The organism is Streptomyces sp. NPDC054956 (genome assembly GCF_053609185.1).
In genome coordinates, this window is the sequence record NZ_JBSGXB010000009.1 from 26,283 (window position 1) to 49,634 (window position 23,352).

The 23,352-nt window shown below is 72.9% G+C and carries 19 protein-coding genes; 12 read left to right on the plus strand and 7 right to left on the minus strand.

The window, feature by feature from the left end; all coding sequences use genetic code 11:
• Nucleotides 1–231: 231 nt before the first annotated feature.
• From ACWGDE_RS03535 to argF, 5 genes are all read left to right on the plus strand, one after another.
• Nucleotides 232–1,722, plus strand: a complete 1,491-nt coding sequence (locus tag ACWGDE_RS03535; RefSeq protein WP_453387305.1) for a 3' terminal RNA ribose 2'-O-methyltransferase Hen1 — start codon at nucleotides 232–234, stop codon at nucleotides 1,720–1,722.
• Nucleotides 1,719–4,286 carry a polynucleotide kinase-phosphatase gene (locus ACWGDE_RS03540; RefSeq protein WP_453387306.1) on the plus strand — a complete coding sequence of 856 codons (2,568 nt, stop codon included), beginning with the start codon at nucleotides 1,719–1,721 and terminating at the stop codon, nucleotides 4,284–4,286. The genes ACWGDE_RS03535 and ACWGDE_RS03540 overlap by 4 nt, the downstream gene beginning before the upstream one ends.
• Before the next feature lie 229 nt (nucleotides 4,287–4,515).
• Complete coding sequence (locus ACWGDE_RS03545; protein ID WP_453387307.1) at nucleotides 4,516–4,983, plus strand: hypothetical protein; 468 nt, start codon at nucleotides 4,516–4,518, stop codon at nucleotides 4,981–4,983.
• Nucleotides 4,984–5,075: 92 nt separating this feature from the next.
• A complete protein-coding gene (locus ACWGDE_RS03550; protein WP_453387308.1) occupies nucleotides 5,076–6,302 on the plus strand; it encodes an arginine deiminase in 1,227 nt (408 codons plus the stop codon).
• 135 nt (nucleotides 6,303–6,437) lie between these two features.
• Nucleotides 6,438–7,448 carry an ornithine carbamoyltransferase gene (argF, locus tag ACWGDE_RS03555; protein WP_453387309.1) on the plus strand — a complete coding sequence of 337 codons (1,011 nt, stop codon included), beginning with the start codon at nucleotides 6,438–6,440 and terminating at the stop codon, nucleotides 7,446–7,448.
• Between the two features lie 52 nt (nucleotides 7,449–7,500).
• Here the strand turns inward: argF and ACWGDE_RS03560 are convergent, their stop codons facing one another.
• Entirely contained in the window at nucleotides 7,501–7,920 is a 420-nt protein-coding gene (locus ACWGDE_RS03560) for an ATP-binding protein (protein WP_453387310.1), read from the minus strand.
• 239 nt (nucleotides 7,921–8,159) lie between these two features.
• Between ACWGDE_RS03560 and ACWGDE_RS03565 the strand changes: the two genes are divergently transcribed.
• Together ACWGDE_RS03565 and ACWGDE_RS03570 are read left to right on the plus strand one after the other, a co-directional pair.
• The gene (locus tag ACWGDE_RS03565) at nucleotides 8,160–8,987 is read left to right on the plus strand and encodes an enoyl-CoA hydratase family protein (RefSeq protein ID WP_453387311.1); all 828 of its coding nucleotides are present in this window, start codon (nucleotides 8,160–8,162) and stop codon (nucleotides 8,985–8,987) included.
• A gap of 4 nt (nucleotides 8,988–8,991) precedes the next feature.
• On the plus strand, nucleotides 8,992–11,385 hold the full coding sequence (locus ACWGDE_RS03570; RefSeq protein ID WP_453387312.1) for a bifunctional salicylyl-CoA 5-hydroxylase/oxidoreductase: 2,394 nt from the start codon (nucleotides 8,992–8,994) through the stop codon (nucleotides 11,383–11,385).
• On the opposite strand, the gene ACWGDE_RS03575 is transcribed toward ACWGDE_RS03570, so the two are convergent.
• From ACWGDE_RS03575 to ACWGDE_RS03595, 5 genes are all read right to left on the minus strand, one after another.
• Nucleotides 11,382–11,840, minus strand: a complete 459-nt coding sequence (locus ACWGDE_RS03575; protein ID WP_453387313.1) for a hypothetical protein — start codon at nucleotides 11,838–11,840, stop codon at nucleotides 11,382–11,384. The two genes, ACWGDE_RS03570 and ACWGDE_RS03575, sit on opposite strands and share 4 nt — an antisense overlap.
• Nucleotides 11,837–12,682, minus strand: coding sequence for a GNAT family N-acetyltransferase (locus ACWGDE_RS03580; protein ID WP_453387314.1), 846 nt, complete (start codon nucleotides 12,680–12,682; stop codon nucleotides 11,837–11,839). The genes ACWGDE_RS03575 and ACWGDE_RS03580 overlap by 4 nt, the downstream gene beginning before the upstream one ends.
• Before the next feature lie 106 nt (nucleotides 12,683–12,788).
• Nucleotides 12,789–13,139, minus strand: coding sequence for a hypothetical protein (locus ACWGDE_RS03585; protein WP_453387315.1), 351 nt, complete (start codon nucleotides 13,137–13,139; stop codon nucleotides 12,789–12,791).
• Nucleotides 13,140–13,288: 149 nt separating this feature from the next.
• The gene (locus ACWGDE_RS03590; RefSeq protein ID WP_453387316.1) at nucleotides 13,289–14,089 is read right to left on the minus strand and encodes a PaaX family transcriptional regulator; all 801 of its coding nucleotides are present in this window, start codon (nucleotides 14,087–14,089) and stop codon (nucleotides 13,289–13,291) included.
• Between the two features lie 23 nt (nucleotides 14,090–14,112).
• Nucleotides 14,113–15,762 (minus strand): AMP-binding protein, encoded by a 1,650-nt coding sequence (locus ACWGDE_RS03595; protein ID WP_453387317.1) that lies wholly within the window; start codon nucleotides 15,760–15,762, stop codon nucleotides 14,113–14,115.
• Nucleotides 15,763–15,969: 207 nt separating this feature from the next.
• On the opposite strand from ACWGDE_RS03595, the gene ACWGDE_RS03600 reads away from it, so the two are divergent.
• The 3 genes from ACWGDE_RS03600 (at nucleotide 15,970) to ACWGDE_RS03610 (ending at nucleotide 18,090) form a co-directional block, all read left to right on the plus strand.
• A complete protein-coding gene (locus ACWGDE_RS03600; protein ID WP_453387318.1) occupies nucleotides 15,970–17,160 on the plus strand; it encodes an acyl-CoA dehydrogenase family protein in 1,191 nt (396 codons plus the stop codon).
• On the plus strand, nucleotides 17,157–17,555 hold the full coding sequence (locus ACWGDE_RS03605) for a RidA family protein (protein WP_453387319.1): 399 nt from the start codon (nucleotides 17,157–17,159) through the stop codon (nucleotides 17,553–17,555). The genes ACWGDE_RS03600 and ACWGDE_RS03605 overlap by 4 nt, the downstream gene beginning before the upstream one ends.
• A gap of 202 nt (nucleotides 17,556–17,757) precedes the next feature.
• Nucleotides 17,758–18,090: a hypothetical protein gene (locus tag ACWGDE_RS03610; RefSeq protein ID WP_453387320.1), complete on the plus strand. Its 333-nt coding sequence runs from the start codon at nucleotides 17,758–17,760 to the stop codon at nucleotides 18,088–18,090.
• 57 nt (nucleotides 18,091–18,147) lie between these two features.
• On the opposite strand, the gene ACWGDE_RS03615 is transcribed toward ACWGDE_RS03610, so the two are convergent.
• Nucleotides 18,148–19,536, minus strand: coding sequence for an aminopeptidase P family protein (locus ACWGDE_RS03615; protein ID WP_453387321.1), 1,389 nt, complete (start codon nucleotides 19,534–19,536; stop codon nucleotides 18,148–18,150).
• 172 nt (nucleotides 19,537–19,708) lie between these two features.
• On the opposite strand from ACWGDE_RS03615, the gene ACWGDE_RS03620 reads away from it, so the two are divergent.
• Complete coding sequence (locus ACWGDE_RS03620; protein ID WP_453387322.1) at nucleotides 19,709–22,102, plus strand: collagenase; 2,394 nt, start codon at nucleotides 19,709–19,711, stop codon at nucleotides 22,100–22,102.
• Between the two features lie 80 nt (nucleotides 22,103–22,182).
• Nucleotides 22,183–23,334 carry an NAD(P)/FAD-dependent oxidoreductase gene (locus ACWGDE_RS03625; protein WP_453387323.1) on the plus strand — a complete coding sequence of 384 codons (1,152 nt, stop codon included), beginning with the start codon at nucleotides 22,183–22,185 and terminating at the stop codon, nucleotides 23,332–23,334.
• Nucleotides 23,335–23,352: the final 18 nt, after the last annotated feature.

Below are 23,352 nucleotides of genomic sequence, written 5' to 3' on the forward strand. Positions count from 1 at the left end.
TGGAATATCAATTCCGTAGATTGGAAGGCTATTTCGAAGGATTGAAGGCGATCAAGGCATCGGCGCCCCTATTGAACGCGCCGTCGCGCGAATAGGGGGGTGACCGCGCGGGCCGCGGAACAGGAGGCGGAACAGGCCTCGGAACAGGCGGCGGCGCAGGCCGTGGCGCAGGCCGTGGCCCGGCGGAAAATGAGGCGCGGACAGCCCCTGTGACCAGGAACAATCGCCGGTGTGTTCCTGACGATATCCACCACCGGTTCCCTAGAACGACCCGCGACCGACCTGGGCTTCCTGCTGCACAAGCACCCCGGCAAGGCGCAGTCGTTCTCCACCTCCCACGGCACCGCCCACGTCTTCTATCCCGAAGCCACGCCCGAACGGTGCACGGCGGGCCTGCTGCTGGAGGTGGACCCCGTCGCGCTCGTGCGCCGGGGTCAGGGCAAGGGCCGGGGCGGAACGCCCGACGCAGCGCTCGCCCAGTACGTCAACGACCGCCCGTACGCCGCCTCCTCGCTGCTCGCCGTCGCGCTGAGCGGTGTGTTCCGCAGCGCGCTGGCGGGCCAGTGCACCGCCCGCCCGGAACTGGCGGACGAGGTGCGCCCGCTGCGCGTCGAGATCCCGGCCCTGCCCGCCCGGGGCGGACCGGACCTCGTGCGGCGGCTGTTCGGGCCGCTCGGCTGGCAGACCGTCACGGCCACCCCGCTCCCGCTCGACGAGACGTTCCCCGAGTGGGGCGACTCCCGGTACGTGCGCCTGGTCCTGGAGGGCGAGCTGCGCCTCTCCGACGCGCTGCGCGGGCTGTACGTCCTGCTGCCCGTCCTCGACGACGCCAAGCACTACTGGATCGCCTCCGACGAGGTGGACAAGCTGCTGCGGGCCGGTGAGGGCTGGCTCGCCGATCACCCCGAGAGCGCCCTGATCACCTCCCGCTACCTGGCCCGGCACAAGCGGCTGACCCAGAACGCCCTGGAGCGCCTGGAGCTGGTCCGCCTCGCCGAGGCCGACGGCAGCGAGGTCGAGGAGATCGACAACGCGGTCGACGAGACGCGGGACACCGAGGAGCGTCCCGTGCCGCTCGCGGTGCGCCGCCGCGAGGCGATCCTCGACGCCCTGCGCACCGCCGGGGCCGCCCGCGTCCTGGACCTCGGCTGCGGCCAGGGCCAGCTGGTGCAGGCGCTGCTCAAGGACCCGGCGTACACCGAGATCGTGGGCGTGGACGTGTCCGTCCGGGCGCTGAACCTCGCCGCCAGGCGGCTGCGGCTGGAGCGGATGGGGGAGCGGCAGAGCTCCCGGGTCCGCCTCGTGCAGGGTTCGCTCGCGTACACCGACAAGCGGCTCGTGGGCTACGACGCGGCCGTGCTCAGCGAGGTCATCGAGCACCTGGACCTGGAGCGGCTGCCCGCCCTGGAGTACGCGGTGTTCGGCTCGGCCCGCCCCCGGACCGTCCTGGTGACCACGCCGAACGTCGAGTACAACGTCCGCTGGGAGACCCTGCCCGCCGGGCACGTCCGGCACGGCGACCACCGCTTCGAGTGGACCCGCGCCGAGTTCCGCGCCTGGGCCGAGCGGGTCGCCGACCGGCACGGCTACACCGTCTCCCACGTGCCCGTCGGCGACGACGACCCCGAGGTGGGGCCGCCGACCCAGATGGCCGTCTTCACGCAGGGGACGGGCGAGCAGGGCACCACCACCGACACCCCGAAGGAGGGCGAGGCAGCATGACCGTCACGACCGCCGCCGTCGATACCGACCGCAAGCGCGTACTTCCCGTCACCGATCTGTCCCTCGTCGTCCTGATCGGGGCCACCGGCTCGGGCAAGTCCACCTTCGCCCGCAAGCACTTCAAGCCCACCGAGGTGATCTCCTCCGACTACTGCCGGGGCCTGGTCGCCGACGACGAGAACGACCAGAGCGCCAGCAAGGACGCCTTCGAGGTCCTGCACTACATCGCGGGCAAGCGCCTCGCCGCCGGCCGCCTCACCGTGGTCGACGCCACCAGCGTCCAGGCCGAGTCCCGCCGACAGCTGGTCCAGCTGGCCCGCGAGTACGACGTCCTGCCCATCGCGATCGTCCTCGACATGCCCGAGGAGGTGTGCGCCGAGCGCAACGCGGGCCGGCCCGAGCGGGCCGAGCTGCCGCGGGCCGTCATCCAGCGCCACCGCCGCGACCTGCGCCGCTCGCTGCGCGGCCTGGAGCGCGAGGGCTTCCGCAAGGTGCACATCCTGCGGACGCCCGAGGAGGTGGAATCGGCCCAGGTAGTCCTGGAGAAGCGCTTCAACGACCTCACCCACCTCACCGGCCCCTTCGACATCATCGGTGACATCCACGGCTGTTCCTCCGAGCTGGAGACCCTGCTCGCCAAGCTCGGCTACGAGGACGGCGCGCACCCCGGGGGCCGCACCGCCGTGTTCGTCGGCGACCTCGTGGACCGCGGCCCGGACAGCCCCGGCGTCCTGCGCCGCGTGATGGGGATGGTCGGCTCCGGCAACGCCCTGTGCGTACCGGGGAACCACGAGAACAAGCTCGCCCGTTACCTCAAGGGATCCAAGGTCCAGCAGACGCACGGGCTGGCCGAGACCATCGAGCAGCTCGCCCAGGAGCCCGAGGAGTTCGTCGAGGAGGTACGCACCTTCATCAGGGGCCTGGTCAGCCACTACGTCCTCGACGGCGGGAAGCTTGTTGTCTGTCACGCCGGGCTGCCCGAGAAGTACCACGGCCGCACCTCCGGCCGGGTGCGCTCGCACGCCCTGTACGGGGAGACCACGGGCGAGACCGACGAGTTCGGCCTGCCCGTGCGCTACCCGTGGGCCGAGGACTACCGGGGCAAGGCCGTCGTGGTCTACGGCCACACCCCGGTCCCGAACACGGCCTGGATCAACAACACCATCTGCCTGGACACCGGAGCCGTCTTCGGCGGCAGGATGACCGCCCTGCGCTGGCCCGAGCGCGAACTGGTCGACGTACCGGCCGAGAAGGTCTGGTACGAGCCGGTCAAGCCGCTCGTCGCCGAGACGCCGGGCGGACACGACGGGCGCCCGCTCGACCTGGCCGACGTCAACGGCCGCCGGGTCGTCGAGACCCGCCACCTGGGCAACGTCAACGTCCGCGAGGAGAACGCGGCCGCCGCCCTGGAGGTCATGAGCCGCTTCGCCGTGGACCCGCGCCTGGTGCCGTACCTCCCGCCGACGATGGCGCCGACCCCCACCTCGCGGACGGAGGGCTTCCTGGAGCACCCGGCCGAGGCCTTCGCGCAGTACCGCCAGGACGGCATCGCCCAGGTGGTCTGCGAGGAGAAGCACATGGGCTCCCGCGCCACCGTGCTGATCTGCAAGGACGCCGACGCGGCCCGCGAGCGGTTCGGGGTCGACGGCCCCACCGGGTCCGTCTACACCCGCACCGGACGGCCCTTCTTCAAGGACCCCGAGGTCACCGAGGAGGTCCTCACCCGGCTCCGCGCGGCCGTCACCGACGCCGGGCTGTGGGAGGAGCTCGACACGGACTGGCTGCTCGTCGACGGCGAACTGCTGCCCTGGTCTCTGAAGTCCGGCGGTCTGCTGCGCAGCCAGTACGCCGCCGTGGGCGCGGCCTCCGCCGCCGTCTTCCCGGACGCCCTGGCCGCCCTGGAGGCGGCCGGCGCCCGGGGCATCGACACCGCGGAGCTCCTGGAGCGCCAGCGCGGGCGGGCCGCCGACGCGGCGAAGTTCACCGACGCCTACCGGCGCTACTGCTGGACCACCGACGGGCTGGACGGCGTACGGTTCGCCCCGTTCCAGCTGCTGGCCGCGGCCGGCCGCTCGCTGGCGGCCGTGCCCCACGACGAGCAGCTGTTCTGGCTGGACCGGCTGGTCGCCGCCGACGAGGCCTCCGGCACCGGGCTGCTGCGCCGCACGGGCCGGATCCTGGTGGACACGGCCGACGAGGCCTCGGTACGGGCGGGCACCGACTGGTGGCTGGAGCTGACGGCCGCCGGCGGCGAGGGCATGGTCGTCAAGCCGCTCCAGGCGTACGCCAAGGACGGCAAGGGCCGTCTGGTCCAGCCCGGGATCAAGGTGCGCGGTCGCGAGTACCTGCGGATCATCTACGGTCCGGAGTACACGCGCGCCGACCACCTGGAGCGGCTGCGCCAGCGCCACCTCGGGCACAAGCGCTCGCTCGCGCTGCGCGAGTACGCGCTCGGTCTGGAGGCCCTGGACCGGCTGGCGGCCGAGGAGCCGCTGTGGCGCGTCCACGAGGCGGTCTTCGCCGTCCTCGCGCTGGAGTCGGAGCCGGTGGACCCGCGGCTCTGAGCCGCGACTGAGGCCCGCGGCTCCGAGCCGGCGCCGCCCCGGCGGGTCCGGGGCGTCAAGGAGGCACCCCCGTACGGCCGGTCATTAGGTCGTATGGGGGAACTTTCGCGGAGAACTCCGGGAAAACCCCCGGCGGGATCGTTCATCCAGGGCAGCGGAATGTCCGCGACCCTGGAAGGACGGAACGTCACCTATGAAGATGACCGCGCGCGGAAGCATTGCGGCACTCATGACCTGTATGGCCGCGGCCGGCGCGGCCACCCCGGCCGTGGCCGACGCGGTGCCGGTGGGTGTCCCCCTCGACGCGGTGCGCACCACGCTCGGCGTGGACGTCCCGCACCTGGCCACCGGGGTTCCGGTGCCGGTCGTCGGGGCGCCCCAGGCACCCGTGCACCACAAGGGCGACATGCTGCCGACCCCGCTCCTGCCGGGGGTTCCGATCGCCACCGAGCTCGGCGACACGCTCGTCACCTCCCCGGTGCCGAACCTGGCGGGCAAGCCCGAGACGGACGGCGAGGGCTCTCTGGACGCCCCCGCGACCACCATGCGCACCCGTACCCCGGGACTGATCGTCGGCTCCCCGCTGACGATGCCCGACGGGTCGAACTACGGGATCCCGAACGTGACTCCGCCCGCGCTGGGCGTGCTCGCCCCGGAGATCACCGGCGCCCCGCAGGCCCTGCTCGGCCTGCGCTGAACCGGCGGTGACGGCGGCGCCGGCCCGGCCGCACTTGACCCGCTGAGCCGACGCCACGTCAAAAAGCCGCCCGGTCTGCGAACGTGTACGGCATGGGATTCCATGTCGATTCCGAGACCGGGCGGCTCCGCCGCGTCATCCTCCACCGGCCCGACCTGGAGCTGAAGCGGCTCACACCGAGCAACAAGGACGCGTTGCTGTTCGACGACGTGCTGTGGGTGCGCCGGGCGCGCCAGGAGCACGACGGCTTCGCCGACGTACTGCGCGACCGGGGCGTTGCGGTCCACCTCTTCGGGGACCTGCTGCGCGAGGCCCTGGAGATCCCCGAGGCGAGACACCTCGTACTGGACCGGGTCTTCGACGAGAAGGAGTACGGTCCGCTCGCCACCGATCACCTGAGGTCCGTCTTCGACGGGCTGGACTCGGCGGCGCTCGCCGAGGCGCTGGTCGGCGGGATGACCAAGCGGGAGTTCCTGGAGCGGCACGCGGAGCCGGTGTCGGTCCGCTTCCACGCCATGGAGCTGGACGACTTCCTGCTGGGGCCGCTGCCCAACCACCTGTTCACCCGCGACACCTCGGCCTGGATCTACGACGGGGTGTCCATCAACGCGATGCGCTGGCCGGCCCGGCAGCGCGAGACCGTGCACTTCGAGGCCATCTACAAGCACCACCCGCTGTTCACCACCTCGGGAGCCTTCCACTACTGGTCGCAGGGGCAGGCCGACTACCCGTCCACCATCGAGGGCGGTGACGTGCTGGTCATCGGCAACGGCGCCGTACTGATCGGAATGAGCGAGCGGACCACCCCGCAGGCGGTGGAGATGCTGGCGCGCGGGCTGTTCGCCGCCGGGTCGGCGACCACGATCGTGGCGCTGGACATGCCCAAGCGGCGGGCGTTCATGCACCTGGACACGGTGATGACCATGGTCGACGGAGATACGTTCACCCAGTACGCGGGCCTGGGCATGCTGCGCTCCTACACGATCGAGCCGGGCGACGGCCTCAGCGATCTGAAGGTGACCGACCACCCGCCCGAGCACATGCACCGGGCCATCGCCGCGGCCCTCGGACTGGACTCGATCCGGGTGCTCACGGCGGTCCAGGACGTGCACGCGGCGGAGCGCGAGCAGTGGGACGACGGCTGCAACGTGCTGGCGGTGGAGCCGGGCGTGGTCGTCGCGTACGAGCGCAACGTCACGACCAACACCCATCTGCGCAAGGAGGGCATCGAGGTGATCGAGATCCCGGGCAGCGAGCTGGGGCGGGGGCGGGGCGGACCGCGGTGCATGAGCTGTCCTGTGGAGCGCGACGCCGTGTAGAGGGCCGCGGGAGCGCCGCCGGGCAGGCGGGGCGGGGTGCAGGGAGCGCCGGGCGTCACACGGGGGTCTGTATATCAATGCAGAGCATCGTATAGACTTCCAGCGTTCCCCTGTCACCGTGACTTTGGAGTCCCCATGGCCACCGACCTCGTCGGCCGCAGTTTCCTCAAGGAGCTCGACTTCTCGGCCGCCGAGTTCCGCGGCCTGATCGAGCTCGCCGCCGAACTCAAGGCGGCCAAGAAGGCCGGGACCGAGCGGCGCCGCCTGCAGGGCAAGAACATCGCCCTGATCTTCGAGAAGACCTCCACGCGCACCCGCTGCGCCTTCGAGGTCGCCGCCGCCGACCAGGGCGCCCACACCACCTACCTCGACCCCTCCGGCTCCCAGATGGGCCACAAGGAATCCGTCAAGGACACCGCGCGGGTGCTGGGGCGGATGTTCGACGGCATCGAGTACCGCGGTGACGCCCAGGACACCGTCGAACAGCTCGCCGAGCACGCCGGCGTCCCCGTCTTCAACGGCCTCACCGACGACTGGCACCCCACCCAGATGCTGGCCGACGTCCTCACGATGACGGAGCACTGCGCCAAGCCGCTGGAGCGGATCGCCTTCGCCTACCTCGGCGACGCGCGCTTCAACATGGGCAACTCCTACCTGGTGACCGGCGCGCTGCTGGGCATGGACGTACGGATCGTCGCGCCGAAGGCGTACTGGCCGGCCGAGCCGGTCGTGACCGCGGCCCGCGAGCTGGCGGCCGGGAGCGGCGCCCGGATCACCCTCACCGAGGACCTCGACGAGGGCGTCGGTCAGGCCGATTTCGTGCTGACCGACATCTGGGTGTCCATGGGCGAGCCCAAGGAGGTCTGGGACGAGCGGATCGAGGCGCTGTCCCCGTACGCCGTCACGATGGACGTGCTGCGCGCCACCGGGAACCCGGACGTGAAGTTCATGCACTGCCTGCCGGCCTTCCACGACCTCGGCACCAAGGTGGCGCGGGAGATCCACGAGCGGCACGGGCTGGAGTCGCTGGAGGTGACGGACGAGGTGTTCGAGTCCGCGCACTCGGTCGTCTTCGACGAGGCGGAGAACCGCCTGCACACCATCAAGGCCGTCCTCGTCGCGACGCTCGCGGAGCCCGGCGCATAGTCATGCGCTCCGCTCCGCGGTGGTCGGACCGGCGCCCCGGCCGGTCGCGGCGCTAGAAGGCGGGCCGGGCCGGCAGGGTGAACCACACGGCCTTGCCGTGCGGGGTGCGGCGATGGCCGCAGGCCGAGCTGAGGGTCCGGATCAGCAGCAGGCCGCGGCCGTGCTCCTGCCAGGGGTCGGGGTGCGCGTCGTCCGCGCGGGGGGCGGTGAGGTCGGCGGGGGCCTGTGGGTCCCCGTCGTGGACCTCGACCTGGCACCCGTTGGCCAGCAGCTCCACGACCAGCTCGATCGGGGCGCCGGTGGGCGTGTGCTCGACGGCGTTGGCGACCAGCTCGGCGGTGAGCAGTTCCGCGGTGTCGCTGTCGGCGGGGGCGTCGATGTCGGAGAGGGCCGTGCGGATCAGGGCACGGGCGATGGGTACGGCCGCGTTCGTGTGCGGCAGGGTGATCCGCCAGGCGGAGGCGTCGGGCAAGGCAGGACCGTCCGTTCCGTGGGGTCGTGGGGCGGTGGGGTCGTGGGAAATCCTGTTTTCAACGATACGAAGTGGAAATGTCGTGCCGTAGGGCACCCCGACGTGAGCGCGAGGGACGTCGGCCATCACGGGTTCGGGACCTTCGGTGCGTGTGGCGGACCGGGTTCGCCGGGGGATCGGATCCGATCCGTATCGCGTTTCTGTGACGGCGGTCACGAGCCGGTGATACCTTCGGGAGGGTGAGCCCCTTCCTTGGTTCCACAGCAGCGACCGAACGCTGGCGCCACCTGCGGGTGGACCTGCGCGAAGGCGTCGCCACCGTCACCCTCGACCGCCCCGAGAAGCTGAACGCGCTCACCTTCGGCGCCTACGCCGATCTGCGCGACCTGCTCGCCGAACTGTCCAGGGAGCGTTCCGTACGCGCCCTCGTGCTCGGCGGAGAGGGGCGCGGGTTCTGCTCCGGCGGCGACGTCGACGAGATCATCGGCGCCACCCTCGCGATGGACACCGCCCAGCTCCTCGACTTCAACCGGATGACCGGCCAGGTGGTCCGCGCCCTGCGCGAATGCCCCTTCCCGGTGATCGCCGCCGTCCACGGGGTCGCCGCCGGCGCCGGGGCCGTCATCGCGCTCGCCGCCGACTTCCGCATCGCCGACCCCACCGCCCGCTTCGCCTTCCTCTTCACCCGCGTCGGCCTCTCCGGCGGCGACATGGGCGCCGCGTACCTGCTGCCCCGGGTCGTCGGGCTCGGCCACGCCACCCGGCTCCTGATGCTGGGGGAGCAGGTCAGGGCGGCGGAGGCCGAGCGGATCGGGCTGCTGAGCGAGGTCACCGAGGAGGGCAAGGCCGCCGCGCGGGCCGCCGAACTCGCCGCGCACCTCGCCGCCGGCCCCACCCTCGCGTACGCGCAGACCAAGGCGCTGCTCACCGCCGAGCTGGACATGCCGCTCGCCGCCTCCGTGGAACTGGACGCCAACACCCAGGCGCTGCTGATGCACGGCGAGGACTACCGGGAGTTCCACGCGGCCTTCACCGGGAAGCGGCCGCCCGAGTGGAAGGGCAGGTAGCGCGATGCCGGACCCCGCTGTCCCGGACCCCGCTGGATCGGGCCCCGCCGTCCCAGAAAGTGCCGCACTGAGGGTCGCCGTCGTGGGCGGCGGGCCGGGCGGGCTGTACGCCGCCGCGCTGCTGGCCCGGCAGGGGCACGCGGTGGAGGTCTGGGAGCGCAACGCCCCCGACGACACCTTCGGCTTCGGAGTGGTGCTCTCCGACGAGACTCTCGGCGGGATCGAGGCCGCCGACGCCGTCGTCCACGCCGCCCTGAGCGCGGAGTTCATCCGCTGGGACGACGTGGACATCGTGCACCGGGGCTGGCTGCTGACCTCCGGGGGCCACGGCTTCGCCGCGCTCGGACGCCGCCGCCTCCTGGAGATCCTGCACGAGCGGTGCGCGGGCCTCGGGGTCCGGCTGCGCTTCCGCGCCGAGGCGCCCGACCCGCGGGCGCTCGCGGCCTCGTACGACCTGGTGGTCGCGGCGGACGGGGTGCACAGCCCGGTCCGGGAGAGCGGGGCGGCGCACTACCGGCCGACGGTCACGGGCGGGCGGTGCCGGTACATCTGGCTGGCCGCGGACTTCGCCCTCGGCGCCTTCCGCTTCGAGATCGCCGAGACCGAGCACGGGGTGATGCAGCTGCACGCCTACCCCTATGCGGCGGATTCCTCCACGGTGATCGTCGAGATGCGCGAGGAGGTCTGGCGGCGGGCCGGCTTCGACCTGTGCGACGAGGAGGAATCGGCGGCGCGCTGCGCGAAGATCTTCAGCGAGGCCCTGCGGGGACGGCCGCTGCGCGGGAACCGCTCGGCGTGGACCCGGTTCCGCACCGTCGTCAACGAGCGCTGGTCCCACGGGAACGTGGTGCTGATCGGCGACGCGGCGCACACCGCGCACTTCTCGATCGGGTCGGGCACCAAACTGGCCGTCGAGGACGCGCTCGCGCTGGCGCGGGCCCTGGAGGCGGAGAAGGACGTTCCCACCGCCCTGGCCGCCTACGAGAGCGCGCGGCGGCCGGCCGTGGCCTCCACCCAGCGGGCGGCGGCCGCCAGCATGCGGTGGTTCGAGGAGCTTGCCGGATACGTGGACCAGCCCGCCCGGCAGTTCGCCTTCAACCTCCTCACCCGCAGCAGGCGGGTCACCCACGGCAACCTGCGGCTGCGCGACCCGCGCTTCACGCGGGCGGTGGAACGCGAGTTCGGCTGCCCCGACGGGGACGGCGAGGGCCCGGACCACGAGGGAACGCCGCCGATGTTCACCCCGTTCACCCTGCGGGGGCTGACCCTGCGCAACCGGGTCGTGGTGTCCCCGATGGACATGTATTCCGCGACCGGAGGGGCCTCGGCGGCTGGAGGGGCTTCCGCGACCGGAGGGGCCCCGGCCTCGGCGACCGGGGGCGAGGGCGAGGGCGTACCGGGCGACTTCCACCTCGTCCACCTCGGCGCGCGGGCGCTGGGCGGGGCCGGGCTGGTGATGACGGAGATGGTCTGCGTCAGCGCCGAGGGCCGCATCACCCCGGGCTGCACGGGCCTGTACACCTCGGAGCAGACGGCCGCCTGGGCGCGCATCGCCGACTTCGTGCACACCTGCGCACCCGGAACCGCGCTGGGCGTGCAGCTCGGCCACTCGGGCCGCAAGGGCTCGACCCGGCTGATGTGGGAGGGCATGGACCTCCCCCTGCCCGAGGGCAACTGGCCGCTGGTGGCCGCCTCGGCGCTGCCGTACCGGCCGGGGGTCTCGGCCGTCCCGCGCGCCCTGACCGCCGCCGACCTCGCCGCCGTGCGCTCGGATTTCGCGGCCGCCGCCGTCCGGGCCGCCGACGCCGGCTTCGACCTGCTGGAACTGCACTGCGCGCACGGCTACCTGCTCTCCGGGTTCCTCTCCCCGCTGACCAACCGGCGCACCGACGCCTACGGCGGCCCGCTGGAGAACCGGCTCCGCTTCCCGCTGGAGGTCTTCGACGCGGTCCGCGCCGTCTGGCCCGCGGACCGGCCGATGACGGTCCGCCTCTCGGCCACCGACTGGGCGCCCGGCGGCACCTCGCCCGAGGACGCCGTGGCCGTCGCCGAGGCCTTCGCGGCCCACGGGGCCGACGCCATCGACGTCTCCACCGGCCAGGTGGTGGCGGAGGAGACCCCCGAGTACGGGCGCTCGTACCAGACCCCGTACGCCGACCGCATCCGCAACGCCCTGGGCGTACCGGTGATCGCGGTCGGGGCGATCTCCTCCTGGGACGACGTCAACTCCCTGCTCCTGGCGGGCCGCGCCGACCTCTGCGCACTCGGCCGCCCCCACCTCTACGACCCGCACTGGACCCTGCACGCGGCCGCCGAGCAGTCCTACACGGGCCCGGCCGCACCCTGGCCCGCCCCCTACCGGGCCGGCAGCCGCAAACCGCCGACCGGGCGGGACTAGGCCGTCCTCAGGGTCAGGCACTCGTGGCAGTGGCAGGGCTCCGGGTGCGGCCAGTCGGGCCAGGCACCCGAGCGGAGCTCCCAGGCGTGGCGTTCCATCAGGACGGCGGCCTCCCGGGCGCCGGCCTCGTCCGCGAAGCCCGAGAACTCGGCGAGCCGCAGCACGGCCGGGCTGCGTACGAGCCGCGCCCGGAACCCGTACAGGTGGCGGGTGGCGACGTACGCCCAGCGGTACCCGCGGTCGTGCCGGGGCCGGCCGATGACCTGGCAGTCGTCCCAGCCGCTCGCCCGGTCGTGGACGTACACCTTGGCGCCGCCCTTGAACATCTTCGTGCCCGGGCGCTGGCCCTGGCCGCCCTCGCCGTAGCGCCGCCACAGGACCACGTTGGCGGCCAGCATCCAGAGCGGTTCGAGGGGTTCACCGGCCTCGTCGGTGGGCTCCGCCGGCGGGCTCACGTCGCGGTCACCGCCACCTTCAGGCGGTCCTCGACCGGGGTGTAGCCCAGGCGCTGGTAGACCCCGTTGCTGGTGGGGTTGGCCAGGTCCGTGAAGAGCAGCACCTCCGAGGCGCCGGCCGCGTACGCCGCCTCGCTCGTGGCATGGGTGACCCCGGCGGCGTAGCCGCGGCCGCGGAGCTCGCGCGGGGTGTAGACCGGGCCGATGCGGCTCACCGAGCGGATCGGGCGGAAGAACCCGGCCAGCGAGACCGGGTTCCCGGCGTCCTCCCAGAGCAGCATCCCGCCGTACGAGAGCCGGTCGCGCAGGGCGGCTTCGGAGGCGGCTCCGCCCTCCCCGGACTCCTGCTTGAAGGCGGTGACCCAGTCCAGCAGCAGCGGGAGGTCGGCCTCGCCCGCGGGCCGGGCCCGCCCGGACGGGGCCGGGTCGGGGGCGAGGAGCCCGGCGAGCCGGTAGAGGCGGTTCTCCTCGGCGACCCCGGTGGGCTTCCCCCAGGCGGCGGCCAGCGCCAGGGCGTCCTCGCGGCGGGCGTTGACGGCGTCGACCCCGGCCAGCAACGGATCGGAGCCGAGCGCTGCTCCCAGCTCCGGGAGCGCCTCGGCGGGCACCGTGCCGACCAGCATCGGGTACGGCGGGGTGCGCAGCAGGGCGCCCGCTACGGTCCCGTCCCCGCCGGTCCACCAGCCGAAGAGGGGCTCGGCGGAGCCGTAGGCGTCGAGACCCCGCCGCTCCAGGGCGTCGATCACGGTCAGCAGGATGGTGTTGGCGACGGGATCGGCGGCGACGGCCGGCCGCGCCGCGGCCAGATAGGCCGTCAGGTCCGAAGTCAAGGTCCAGGGCATGGGACATGGTGACCCGCGTCCGTCCCGCGGCGCAGCCCGTTTTCCGCCCGGCCGCGCGCCCGCCTGTCTGCCCGCCCGCCCGCCCGCGCCCGCCCGCCGTGGCGGGTCAGCTCGGCAGCCACCCCGGCCACCACGGCGGCACGTTGTCCGGCCCGCACAGCCCCGAATCCCCCGGATACCCGTCCAGCGTGCCCCTGACGGCGAAGAACCCGATCACCAGCACCGCCAGTACGAGGACCACCGGCACCATCCGCAGCAGCGGGTGCCTGCGCGGCGTGAGCATCGCGACCATCACCGCGCACACCGCGAAGCCCACCACCAGGACCGGGAGCAGGAAGGTCAGCTCGAACCGGCCGCCCGCGTCCCAGCCCGCGTCGCAGTAAGCGCGTGCGTGGGACGAGAGGGCGATCGCCAGGCATCCGGCCGCGGCGCCCAGCAGCCCGGAAGCGACCTTCACGAGGACACCGGTCCAATAGCGGGTGGCAGGGGAAGGGGCAGGAGCCGGGACCGGGACCGGGTCCTCGGGCATGGGCTCGGTTCTGACTCGGTGCGGGGGGCGCGGGCGCTCGGATCTCGTCACAAGATCAGATGACGTGACGGCCCCGGCTACGGTTCCACGAACCCGGCCCCGAGGTCCCGCAGCCGGTCGTGGAGCTCGGCGAAGACCGCCGCCGAGCGGTCGCCCGGCCAGTCCGCCGGGAGGAGCTCCCGGGGCAGCCCGGGATCCGCGTACGGGAGGCGGCGCCAGGTGTCCAGGGCGAGGAGGTAGGCGCGGTAGGCGGCCTCCGGCTCCGGCGGCGGAGCCGACTGGAGGGCGCGCAGGGCCGGTTCGTGGAGGTCGAGGAACTCCTCGTGCTGTTTGGCCAGCGCGGCCAGGTCCCACCAGCGGGACACGGACTCGGCCGTGGGGGCGAAGCCGAGGTGGGCGCCGCGGAACAGCTCCACGTACGCCGTCAGGTGCAGCCGGTCCAGCGTGCGCCGGGTCTCCCCGTACAGGTGCGCCGGGGCGATCCACACGCCCGGAGAGACCGCGCCGAAGCCGAGCCGGGAGAGCCGAGAGCGCAGCAGGTGGCGCTTGGCGCGCTCCTGCTCCGGGACGGAGAAGACGGCCAGCAGCCACTCCTCGGACCGGCGCGGAGCCCCGTAGATCCGCCGGTCGCCGTCCTCCAGGAGCTCGCGGGCCTCCTCGGAGAGCTCGTACGCCGCGGAGCCGTCCGCGGCCCGCGCGGGCAGCAGGAAGCCGCGCCGCTTCAGCCGGGACACCGACGAGCGGACGGACGGGGCGTCCACGCCGGCCGCGCCCAGCAGGCGCACCAGCGCGGACACCGGGACCGGGCCTTCGAAGGCCCGCCCGTAGGCTCCGTAGAACGTGACGATCAGGGATCGCGGGGGATGTAGCTCGGCCACGGGTTCACTCTAGGGCGTGTCCACTAGGTCCTGCCCGGCTGGTCAGGCGGGGTGGAGGGATCGTCCTCGCGCAACCGGAAGCGCTGCAGCTTGCCCGTCGCCGTCCGCGGCAGGGTGGGCAGGAAGACGAAGGTGCGCGGGCACTTGTGCGGGGCCAGCTCGCTGCGCATGAAGGTGCGCAGGGCGTCCTCGGTGAGGACGACGCCCTCCCGGGGGACGGTGTACGCGACCACGATCTGTCCGCGCCGCTCGTCCGGACGGCCGACCACCGCCGCCTCCAGGACGTCGGGGTGGCGCAGCAGGGCCTCCTCCACCTCGGGGCCCGCGATGTTGTACCCCGCCGAGATGATCATGTCATCGGCCCGGGCCACGTAGCGGAAGTAGCCCTCCGGATCGCGGACGTAGGTGTCGCCCGTGACGTTCCAGCCGTCCCGCACGTACTCGCCCTGCCGCGGGTCGGCCAGATAGCGGCAGCCCACCGGTCCCCTGACGGCCAGCAGCCCCGGCTCGTTGTCCGGGACCGGGCGGCCCGCCCCGTCCACCACCCGGGCCTGCCAGCCCGGCACCACGCGGCCCGTCGTGCCGGGGCGGATGTCCTCGTCGGCGGCGGAGATGAAGATGTGCAGCAGCTCGGTCGCGCCGATCCCGTTGATGATCCGCAGGCCCGTCCGCTCGTACCAGGCCTGCCAGGTGGCCGCCGGCAGGTTCTCGCCCGCCGAGACGCAGCGGCGCAGCGCGCACAGGTCGTAGGCGCCCGTGTCGTACGGGCCCAGCGTGTCCAGCATCGACCGGTACGCGGTGGGCGCCGTGAACAGCACCGACACCCGGTGCTCGGCGAGCGCGGGCAGCAGCCGGCGCGGGGACCCGTCCGCCAGCAGCAGGGCCGAGGCGCCGGCCCGCAGCGGGAAGACCACCAGCCCGCCGAGGCCGAAGGTGAAGCCGAGCGGCGGGCTGCCCGCGAAGACGTCGTCGGGGCGGGGGCGCAGCACCCGGCGGGAGAAGGTGTCGGCCACCGCGAGCAGATCGCGGTGGAAGTGCATGCAGCCCTTGGGGCGCCCGGTGGTGCCCGAGGTGAAGGCGATCAGCGCGACGTCGTCGGCGGAGGTCTCCACCGCCGCGAAGGGCTCCGCGTGCCGCTCGGCGGCGGCCAGGCGCAGCAGGTCGTCCGGGGCCCCGCCGCCGTACGCGGTGATCCGCAGGCCCGGGACCTGCGCCTTGACCAGGTCGTCGACCGCGTCGGCGTGGCACAGGGCGTGGCTCACCCGGGCCATCGCGCACACCGTGGCCAGCTCCGTCGCGCGCTGCTGGGCCAGTACGGTGACGGCCACCGCGCCCGCCTTCATCACCGCCAGCCAGCAGGCGGCGAGCCAGGGGCCGGTGGGTCCGCGCAGGAGCACGCGGTTGCCGGGGACGACACCGAGATCGGTGGTGAGGACGTGCGCCAGCCGGTCGACGCGGGCGTGCAGCTCCCCGTACGACCACACCGTGCCGTCCGCGCCGCGGAAGGCGGGGCGGTCGGGGCCGAACCGGGCGATGGTGGCGTCGAGCAGCTCCACGCCACAGTTGAGCCGGTCGGGATAGGCCAGTTCGGGGAGTTCGAAGAGGAGCTGCGGCCATGCGTGCGCGGGCGGCAGATGGTCGCGGGCAAAGGTGTCACGGTGAGCGGAAGGCATGAGCTCCAAGGCGGGTTCGCCCCCTTGCAACGGTCCGGACCCGGGGTCGGGCCGGACCCTCCGTATGGACCTTGAGGAACCGGTGGTGCCTGGTGTGCCGGTGAGCCGGTGGAACCGAATCTGTGGAGCCTGCCGTGCGGTCGCAGCACGAGCGTATCGTCATGGTGACGGCAGTCAACAGGACGCGATAGAGGCTGGGGCATTCGGATGACCGGATTCGCGGGATCCGCAGGATTCGCGCTCGGGGCGGACCAGGAGGAGTGGTGCGCGCGGTTGCGCGCACTGGCGGCCGGACGGCTGCGGCCGCTGGCGGAGAAGGGGGAACCGGGCCGGGTCAACCGGCCGCTGCTCGCCGCGCTGGGCGAAGAGGGCTTGCTGGAACGGGTGTTCACCTCGGGCGCGCTGGAACTGTGCCTGCTGCGCGAGTCCCTCGCCTACGGCTGCACGGAGGCCGAGACGGCGCTGGCCCTCCAGGGGCTGGGCGCGTACCCGGTCCTCAGGTCGGGCAGCGACGCGCAGCGCGAGCGCTGGCTGCCCGGGGTGCGCTCCGGCCGGACGGTGGCGGCCTTCGCGCTGAGCGAGCCCGGAGCCGGCTCGGACGCGGGGGCGCTGGAACTCGAAGCCGTGCGGGAGGTGCGGAACGGCGTGGCGGGCTGGCGGCTCGACGGGCGCAAGTGCTGGATCTCCAACGCCCCCGAGGCCGACTTCTACACCGTCTTCGCCCGCACCGGCGAGGGCCCGGGAGCCAAGGGGATCACCGCCTTCCTGGTCCCCGCGGACCGGCCGGGGCTCTCCGGCGAGGCCCTCGACATGCTCTCCCCGCACCCGATCGGGGCGCTGGCCTTCGACGGGGTCCCGGTCGGCCCGGACGACCTGCTCGGCGAGCCGGGGCGCGGCTTCCGGGTGGCCATGGACACCCTGAACCTCTTCCGGCCCAGCGTGGGCGCCTTCGCCGTCGGCATGGCCCGGGCCGCGCTGGACGCGACGGTGGCGCACACGGCGGCCCGTACGGCCTTCGGCGGGGTACTGGCGGACCTTCAGGCCGTGGCGCACCGGGTGGCCGAGATGGCGACGCGGACCGAGGCCGCCCGGCTCCTGGTCTACGCGGCGGCCGGGGCCTACGACGCCGACTCCCGCTCCCCGGAGGTGCCGCGGCGGGCGGCCATGGCGAAACTGCTGGCCACGGAGACGGCGCAGTACGTGGTCGACCACGCCGTGCAGCTGCACGGCGCGGTCGCGCTGCGCCGGGGCCACCTGCTGGAACACCTCTACCGGGAGGTACGGGCGCCGAGGATCTACGAGGGGGCGAGCGAGGTGCAGCGCACGATCATCGCGAAGGAGCTCTACCGGGACCTCGGCGCTCGCGGGGAAGCCCGGACGGCGGTGGTGGAGGCGTGAGCCTGGAACGGATCAACCCGCAGGAGCTGTCCCCGGCGACGGGCTTCTCGCACGCCGTCGTCGCGAGCGGGGGCCGGCTGGTGTTCCTGGCGGGGCAGACGGCGCTCGACGGCGCGGGCAAGGTGGTGGGCCGGACGCTGCCGGAGCAGTTCGAGCGGGCGCTGGCCAATCTGCTGGAGGCGCTGGCGGGGGCGGGCGGTGCGCCGGCCGATCTGGCCCGGGTCACCGTGTACGCGACGGACGTGGCCGACTACCGGGCCTGTGCGCCGGAACTCGGCCGGATCTGGCGCTGGTTGGCCGGGCGCGAGTACCCGGCGATGGCGGTGGTGGGAGTGGTCCGGCTGTGGGACGAGGAGGCGCTCGTGGAGATCGACGGGCTCGCGGTCCTTCCGTAGCCGCTTCGCCGCTTCCGCAGGGACTCCTGCGAGGATTTCCGCAGGTCAGAGCGGTTGCCTTTGACAGTGGGCGGGGGAGGGGGGAGGGTTGAAATGCCCCTTTGTGGGATAAATCCGCCCTCATTTTCGGAGGTGCATGAACATGCGCCGTGGGTTCGTTGCGGCAGCCGTGGCAGGGGCCGCCGGGATCACGCTCGCTCTGATGCCCGTCAGCAGCGCCTTCGCCTCGGGTCTGCCGCAGACGTATCGGTGTTCCGACTGGCGTGGGGACAACTGGGACACCTGGTGGCGTTACTGCTGCGATCCCTCGCGCGGGAACGACCGTCCCAGCTGGTGCTGGGACAACAGCAACTGGAACGACGGCTGGCGCAATGACAGCTGGAACAGCAACTGGGACAACAGCAACTGGAACAACGACAACTGGAACGACGGCCGGCACGACGGCCGTCACGACCACGACAACTGGAACAACGACTGGCGCGACGGCGGCCGGAACGACGGCCGCGGCGACTGGAACAACAACTGGAACGACTGAGTTCCGGCCGCCCGCCCCCGCCCGATCCGAGGCGGGGGCTTCGGCGTGCGCCCGGCGTCAGCCCCGGCTCTCCAGCAGGTTCCCCATCCACTCCTCGATCCCCGCCACCGTCCGCGGCAGGGCGCCCGACATCAGCCGGGCCCCCTCGGCGGTGATCACCAGGTCGTCCTCGATGCGGACGCCGATGCCGCGCAGCTCCGGGGGCAGGGTCTCGTCGTCGGGCTGGAGGTAGAGGCCGGGCTCGACCGTGAGGACCTGGCCCTCCTCCAGGATTCCGTCCAGGTAGGCATCGGCCCGCGCCTGCGCGCAGTCGTGCACGTCCAGCCCCAGCATGTGCCCGCTGCTGCACAGGGTGTAGCGCCGGTGCAGGTCGCCCTCCGCGTGCTTGAGCACGCCCCACTCCGCGAGCCCCTCGGCGATCACGCGCATCCCGGCCCGGTGGAAGTCGCGGAAGCTCGCGCCCGGCCGCAGCGCGGCCATGCCCGCGTCCTGCGCGGCCAGCACCAGCTCGTACACCTGGCGCTGGACGGGGGAGAACCGTCCCGAGAGCGGGAGGGTGCGGGTGATGTCGGCGGTGTAGAGGCTGTCGGTCTCCACGCCCGCGTCCAGCAGGAGCAGCTCGTCGCCGCGGAGCCGGCCGTCGTTGCGGATCCAGTGCAGGACGCACGCGTGCGCGCCCGACGCGGCGATCGTCTCGTACCCGGTGCCGTTGCCCTCCGCCCGGGCGCGGCGGTTGAAGACCCCCTCGATCCAGCGCTCCCCGCGCGGGTGGGCCAGCGCGCGCGGGAGGTCCCGTACGACGTCCTCGAAACCGGTGGTGGTGTGGTCGACGGCCAGCTGCAGCTGGTCCACCTCCCACGCGTCCTTGACCAGACGCAGCTCGGAGAGCGCGGCGCCGAGCTCCTTGTCCGTGGAGGCGTTGCGCCCGGACGGGGAGCCGAGCGCGTCCAGGTGGGCGCAGCGGATGCCGGAGAGGCGCTCGGCCTCCGCCAGGTCGGGGCGGCGGCCCACCCAGAACTCCCCGTAGCGGCGGTCCCGGTAGAACTCCTCGGTGCCGTCCCCGCGCGAGGAGCGGGGGCGCAGGTAGAGGACGGCCTCGTGGGCGTGCGGGCCGGCGGGCTCCAGCACCAGGACGTGGCCCACCTGGTCCTCGCCGGTGAGCCCGGTCAGCCAGGCGTACGCGGTGTCCGGCCGGAAGCGGTAGTCGCAGTCATGGGTGCGGGCGCGCAGTTCCCCGGCCGGGATGATCAGGCGCTCGCCGGGGAAGCGGGCGGAGAGGCGGGCGCGGCGGGCCGGGGTGAGCGCGTACGCGGGGACGCGGTCGGACTCGGGGAGCGGTGAGGCGGCCCAGTCGGACGCCATGAACCGGGACAACTCCGGTGATACCGGCAGGTCGTGGCTGCCGATGTTGAGGCCGGTGGTGGGGCGGGAGTGGGGGTCGGTCACGGGAGCTCCCTCAAGAAGATGCGAACTGGTGGGCGCACGGGTCTTGTCAGTGCAATTTCACATTACTATGTTACAGGTCACACAGCGGCTCGTTAACCCCCGTCAAACGCCGCGTGAAGCAGGGCAGTTCACGCACCACTTCCCCCACCTCCCCTCCCAACAGGAGTCATTGGTGTCCCAGCACAAAGCTGTGCGTACGTCTCTCCTCTCCGCCGCCGTCGCCGTCACCCTCCTCGCCACCGCGGGCCAGGCCGTGACCCAGGCGGCCGAGACCGGCGCCGGTGCGGGCGTCCCGGGCATCACCGCGCCCGACACCTTCGCCGCGGGCGCCCCGGGCGCCAACCCGTTCGACGAGGTCGACCACCTCGCGGACGCGCCGAAGACGGACCCGGCCCCCGCTCCGGCCCCCGGCGGCCAGGCCGTCACCGACGGCAAGGTCCCGGGCCCCGTGACCAAGCCCGCCGCCGCGAGCACCACGAAGAGCGGCAAGCTCGCCGCCTCCTCCGCCGCCTCCGCCCAGGGCGTGGCCGCCGGCGTCCCCTGCACCCTTGACGGGATCACGAACCTCACCCCCGAGCAGTTCGCCGACTTCCTCGCCGACCCGGCCGTCAGCGCCGGCACCGGCGGCTGCCTCTCGGGCCTCATCTGGACCTGGGACGCCCGCCTGGCCCCGGTCATGTCCGACGCCCACGTCCAGGCCGTCTCGCGCCGGATATCCACCCTGGCCGCCTCCCACGACGGCCAGAACTCCTCGCACCTGGAGGAGATGTTCACCTACCTGCACGCGGTGGCCTACCACGACTACTCGCGCACCGAGATAGACGTCACCGACGCCCCGACCGTGAACGCGATGCGCCAGGCCGTCGCCGACTTCGGCGCCGCCGCCCGCACCTTCGACGCCACCGCCTCCAACGCCCGCACCCTGCGCGAGGCCCTCTACGCCGCCAGCGCCCCCGGCCTGCGCCAGCACCAGCTCGGGCTCATCAAGAAGGTCCTGGCCACCATGGACGCGTCGCACCCCGCGACGAACCAGGACGCCACCTGGGCCGGCGCCGCGCTCGCCGCCCTCTCCGTCAACTACCTCGGCGTGTACCCGGGCAACCTGGACACCGCGTTCCAGAACGCGGCCGCCGGCGACGCCTCGTACCGCGCCGCCTTCAAGGACTTCGCGAACTACGGCCACCTCAAGGGCACCCGCAACGCCTGGGTGGCGCGCGACGCGCTGGGCGAGTACGGCCGCTTCGGCCAGATCGCGAGCCTCAAGGACGGGGTCGTCGCCGACCTCGGCACGCTGCTGGGCACGGCCAGGGCAGCCTTCGGCGACGGCAGCGAGCAGTGGGCGAAGGTCGTCTCCTGGCTCAACTTCTACGAGGCGTGCAAGCCGTACGGGGTGTGCAAGGAGGACATCGAGAAGCAGCTCTTCCCGAACACCTACACGTACGACAACGGCGCCATCAAGGTCCGCACCGCCCTCGACCGGGCCACCGTCGACCAGCTCTACTACGCGAGCAAGCAGGTCAAGACGCAGTACCACCGCGTGCTGGGCACCGACCAGCCGCTCGCCGGGGACACCAACGCCACGCTGAACATCGTGCTCTACGCCTCCCGCGCCGACTACGTGAACTACCACCCGATCCTCACGGGGTACGGCACCAACAACGGCGGCATCTACATCGAGAACGGCGCCACCTTCTACACTTACCAGCGCCGCGTCCCGCAGGACTCCTCGCTCACCCTCGAGGAGCTCTTCCGCCACGAGTACACGCACTACCTCAACGGCCGCTTCGCCGTCCCCGGCACCTTCGGCCAGGGCGCCTGGTACCAGGGCGACCGTACGACCGCCATGGACGAGGGCACCGCCGAGTTCTTCGACGGCGCGACCCGCGACAACGGCATCGCCGTCCGCAAGTCGCTCGTCCGGGGGATCATCAACGACACGGCCGGCGGCGGCCCGCGCATGACGGTGGACCGGCTGCTGCACGCCACCTACGACGGCGACGGGTTCCGCTTCTACAACTACGCGGGCACCTTCTTCGAGTTCCTGTGGGCCGAGCGCCCCTCGCTCCTCAAGGAGATGTACGGCCACCTGCGCGCCGACAACCCGGCGGGCTTCGACGCCTGGCGCAACCGGATGGGCCAGGACGCCGCCCTCCAGCGCGACTACGACCGCTTCCTCGACGCCCAGATCGCCAAGGTCGACCAGCTGTACGTGCCGAACACCTCCTTCACCCCGAACGCCCAGCTGCGCGACGCGGCGCTCGCGGACGTGAAGACCTCCTTCCGGACGGCCACGTACAGCAACCCGGACTGCGTGGAGAACGGCGACCCCGGCAAGCGCCGCTTCACCTGTACCGGCAAGATCACCGCGAACCTGAAGGACTGGCGCAGCGAGGACCAGAACTTCAAGGACATGTCCGAGACGGTCGACTACTTCATCCTCGACCGGGCGGGCGCGGCCTCGAACAACCTGGCCGACATGAACTGTTCCTTCGGTCCCACGGAGATCTGGAGCAACCACGTCGCGGGCACCGCGAGTTACAGCTGCGAGGGGCCGCTGCGCAGCTGACCGGCCGCGGGCCGGTCCCGTCCCGGACCGGCCCGTTCCCCTCTCTTCCAGGCTTCTAAAGAATGTGACATATTACTGTCGTGGCCAAGAGAACTTCCCTGGACGTCGTGATCATCGGCGCCGGCGTCGTCGGAGCCGCGTGCGCGTACTACGCGGCACGCGCAGGACTGAGCGTGGCCGTCGTCGACCGCGGCCCGGTGGCGGGCGGCACGACCGGCGCCTGCGAAGGCAACCTCCTCGTCTCCGACAAGGAGGCGGGCCCGGAACTCGACCTCGCGCTGCTGTCGGGACGCCTGTGGCGCGAACTCGCGCTCGCGCTCCCCGAGGAGATCGAGTACGAGACCAAGGGCGGCCTGGTCGTCGCGGCCGACGAGGCCACGGTGAAGGGGCTACGGGGCTTCGCGGAAGGCCAGCGCGGCGCCGGGGTCGACGCGGTGGAGGTCGGGCCGGAGGAACTGCGCGAGCTGGAGCCCCACCTGGCTCCGGGCATGGCGGGCGGCTTCCACTACCCGCAGGACTCGCAGGTCCAGCCCGCCCAGGCGGCGGCCCGGCTGCTGGCGGCCTCGGGGGCGCGGACGTACCTCGGCGAGGAGGTGACGGAGCTGCTGCTCGGCCCCTCGGGGTCCATCCGCGGCGTCCGCACGCCCCGCAGGGAACTCCTCGCCCCGGCCGTGGTCAACGCGGCCGGCACCTGGGGCGGCGCGGTGGCCGCACTGGCCGGGGCCACCCTGCCGGTGCTGCCCCGGCGGGGGTTCGTCCTGGTGACGGAGCCGCTGCCCCGGGTGGTGCGGCACAAGGTCTACGCGGCGGACTACATCGCCGACGTGGCGAGCGGGTCGGCGGCGCTGCAGTCCTCCGGAGTGGTCGAGGGGACGCCGGCGGGCCCGGTGCTCATCGGTGCCACCCGGGAGCGGGTGGGCTTCGACCGCTCGCTGTCGACGGAGGCGCTGAGGCGGCTGGCGTCGCAGGCGGTGGCGCTGTTCCCGGTGCTGTCGACCGTCAAGGTCCTCCGCACGTACCACGGGTTCCGCCCGTACCTGCCGGACCACCTCCCGGCGATCGGCCCGGACCCCCGGGTGCCGGGACTCCTCCACGCCTGCGGCCACGAGGGCGCGGGCATCGGCCTGGCCCCCGCAACGGGCACCCTGATCACGTCAGCCCTGACGGGAAGCACCCCCCTGATGGACCCGGCCCCCTTCGCCCCGTCCCGCTTCGCGGATCACCCCGAATGACCGGGGGGCCGAGTTTGC

What these genes read in the sequence shown, in the direction of transcription:
- ACWGDE_RS03545 (WP_453387307.1), top strand. Translation starts at nt 4,516, where the DNA reads ATGACCTGTATGGCCGCGGCCGGCGCGGCCACCCCGGCCGTGGCCGAC.
- ACWGDE_RS03610 (WP_453387320.1), top strand. Translation starts at nt 17,758, where the DNA reads ATGCCCGTCAGCAGCGCCTTCGCCTCGGGTCTGCCGCAGACGTATCGG.
- ACWGDE_RS03580 (WP_453387314.1), bottom strand. Translation starts at nt 12,682, where the DNA reads ATGCCCTGGACCTTGACTTCGGACCTGACGGCCTATCTGGCCGCGGCG.
- ACWGDE_RS03550 (WP_453387308.1), top strand. Translation starts at nt 5,076, where the DNA reads ATGGGATTCCATGTCGATTCCGAGACCGGGCGGCTCCGCCGCGTCATC.
- ACWGDE_RS03570 (WP_453387312.1), top strand. Translation starts at nt 8,992, where the DNA reads ATGCCGGACCCCGCTGTCCCGGACCCCGCTGGATCGGGCCCCGCCGTC.
- ACWGDE_RS03595 (WP_453387317.1), bottom strand. Translation starts at nt 15,762, where the DNA reads ATGCCTTCCGCTCACCGTGACACCTTTGCCCGCGACCATCTGCCGCCC.
- ACWGDE_RS03600 (WP_453387318.1), top strand. Translation starts at nt 15,970, where the DNA reads ATGACCGGATTCGCGGGATCCGCAGGATTCGCGCTCGGGGCGGACCAG.
- ACWGDE_RS03540 (WP_453387306.1), top strand. Translation starts at nt 1,719, where the DNA reads ATGACCGTCACGACCGCCGCCGTCGATACCGACCGCAAGCGCGTACTT.
- argF (WP_453387309.1), top strand. Translation starts at nt 6,438, where the DNA reads ATGGCCACCGACCTCGTCGGCCGCAGTTTCCTCAAGGAGCTCGACTTC.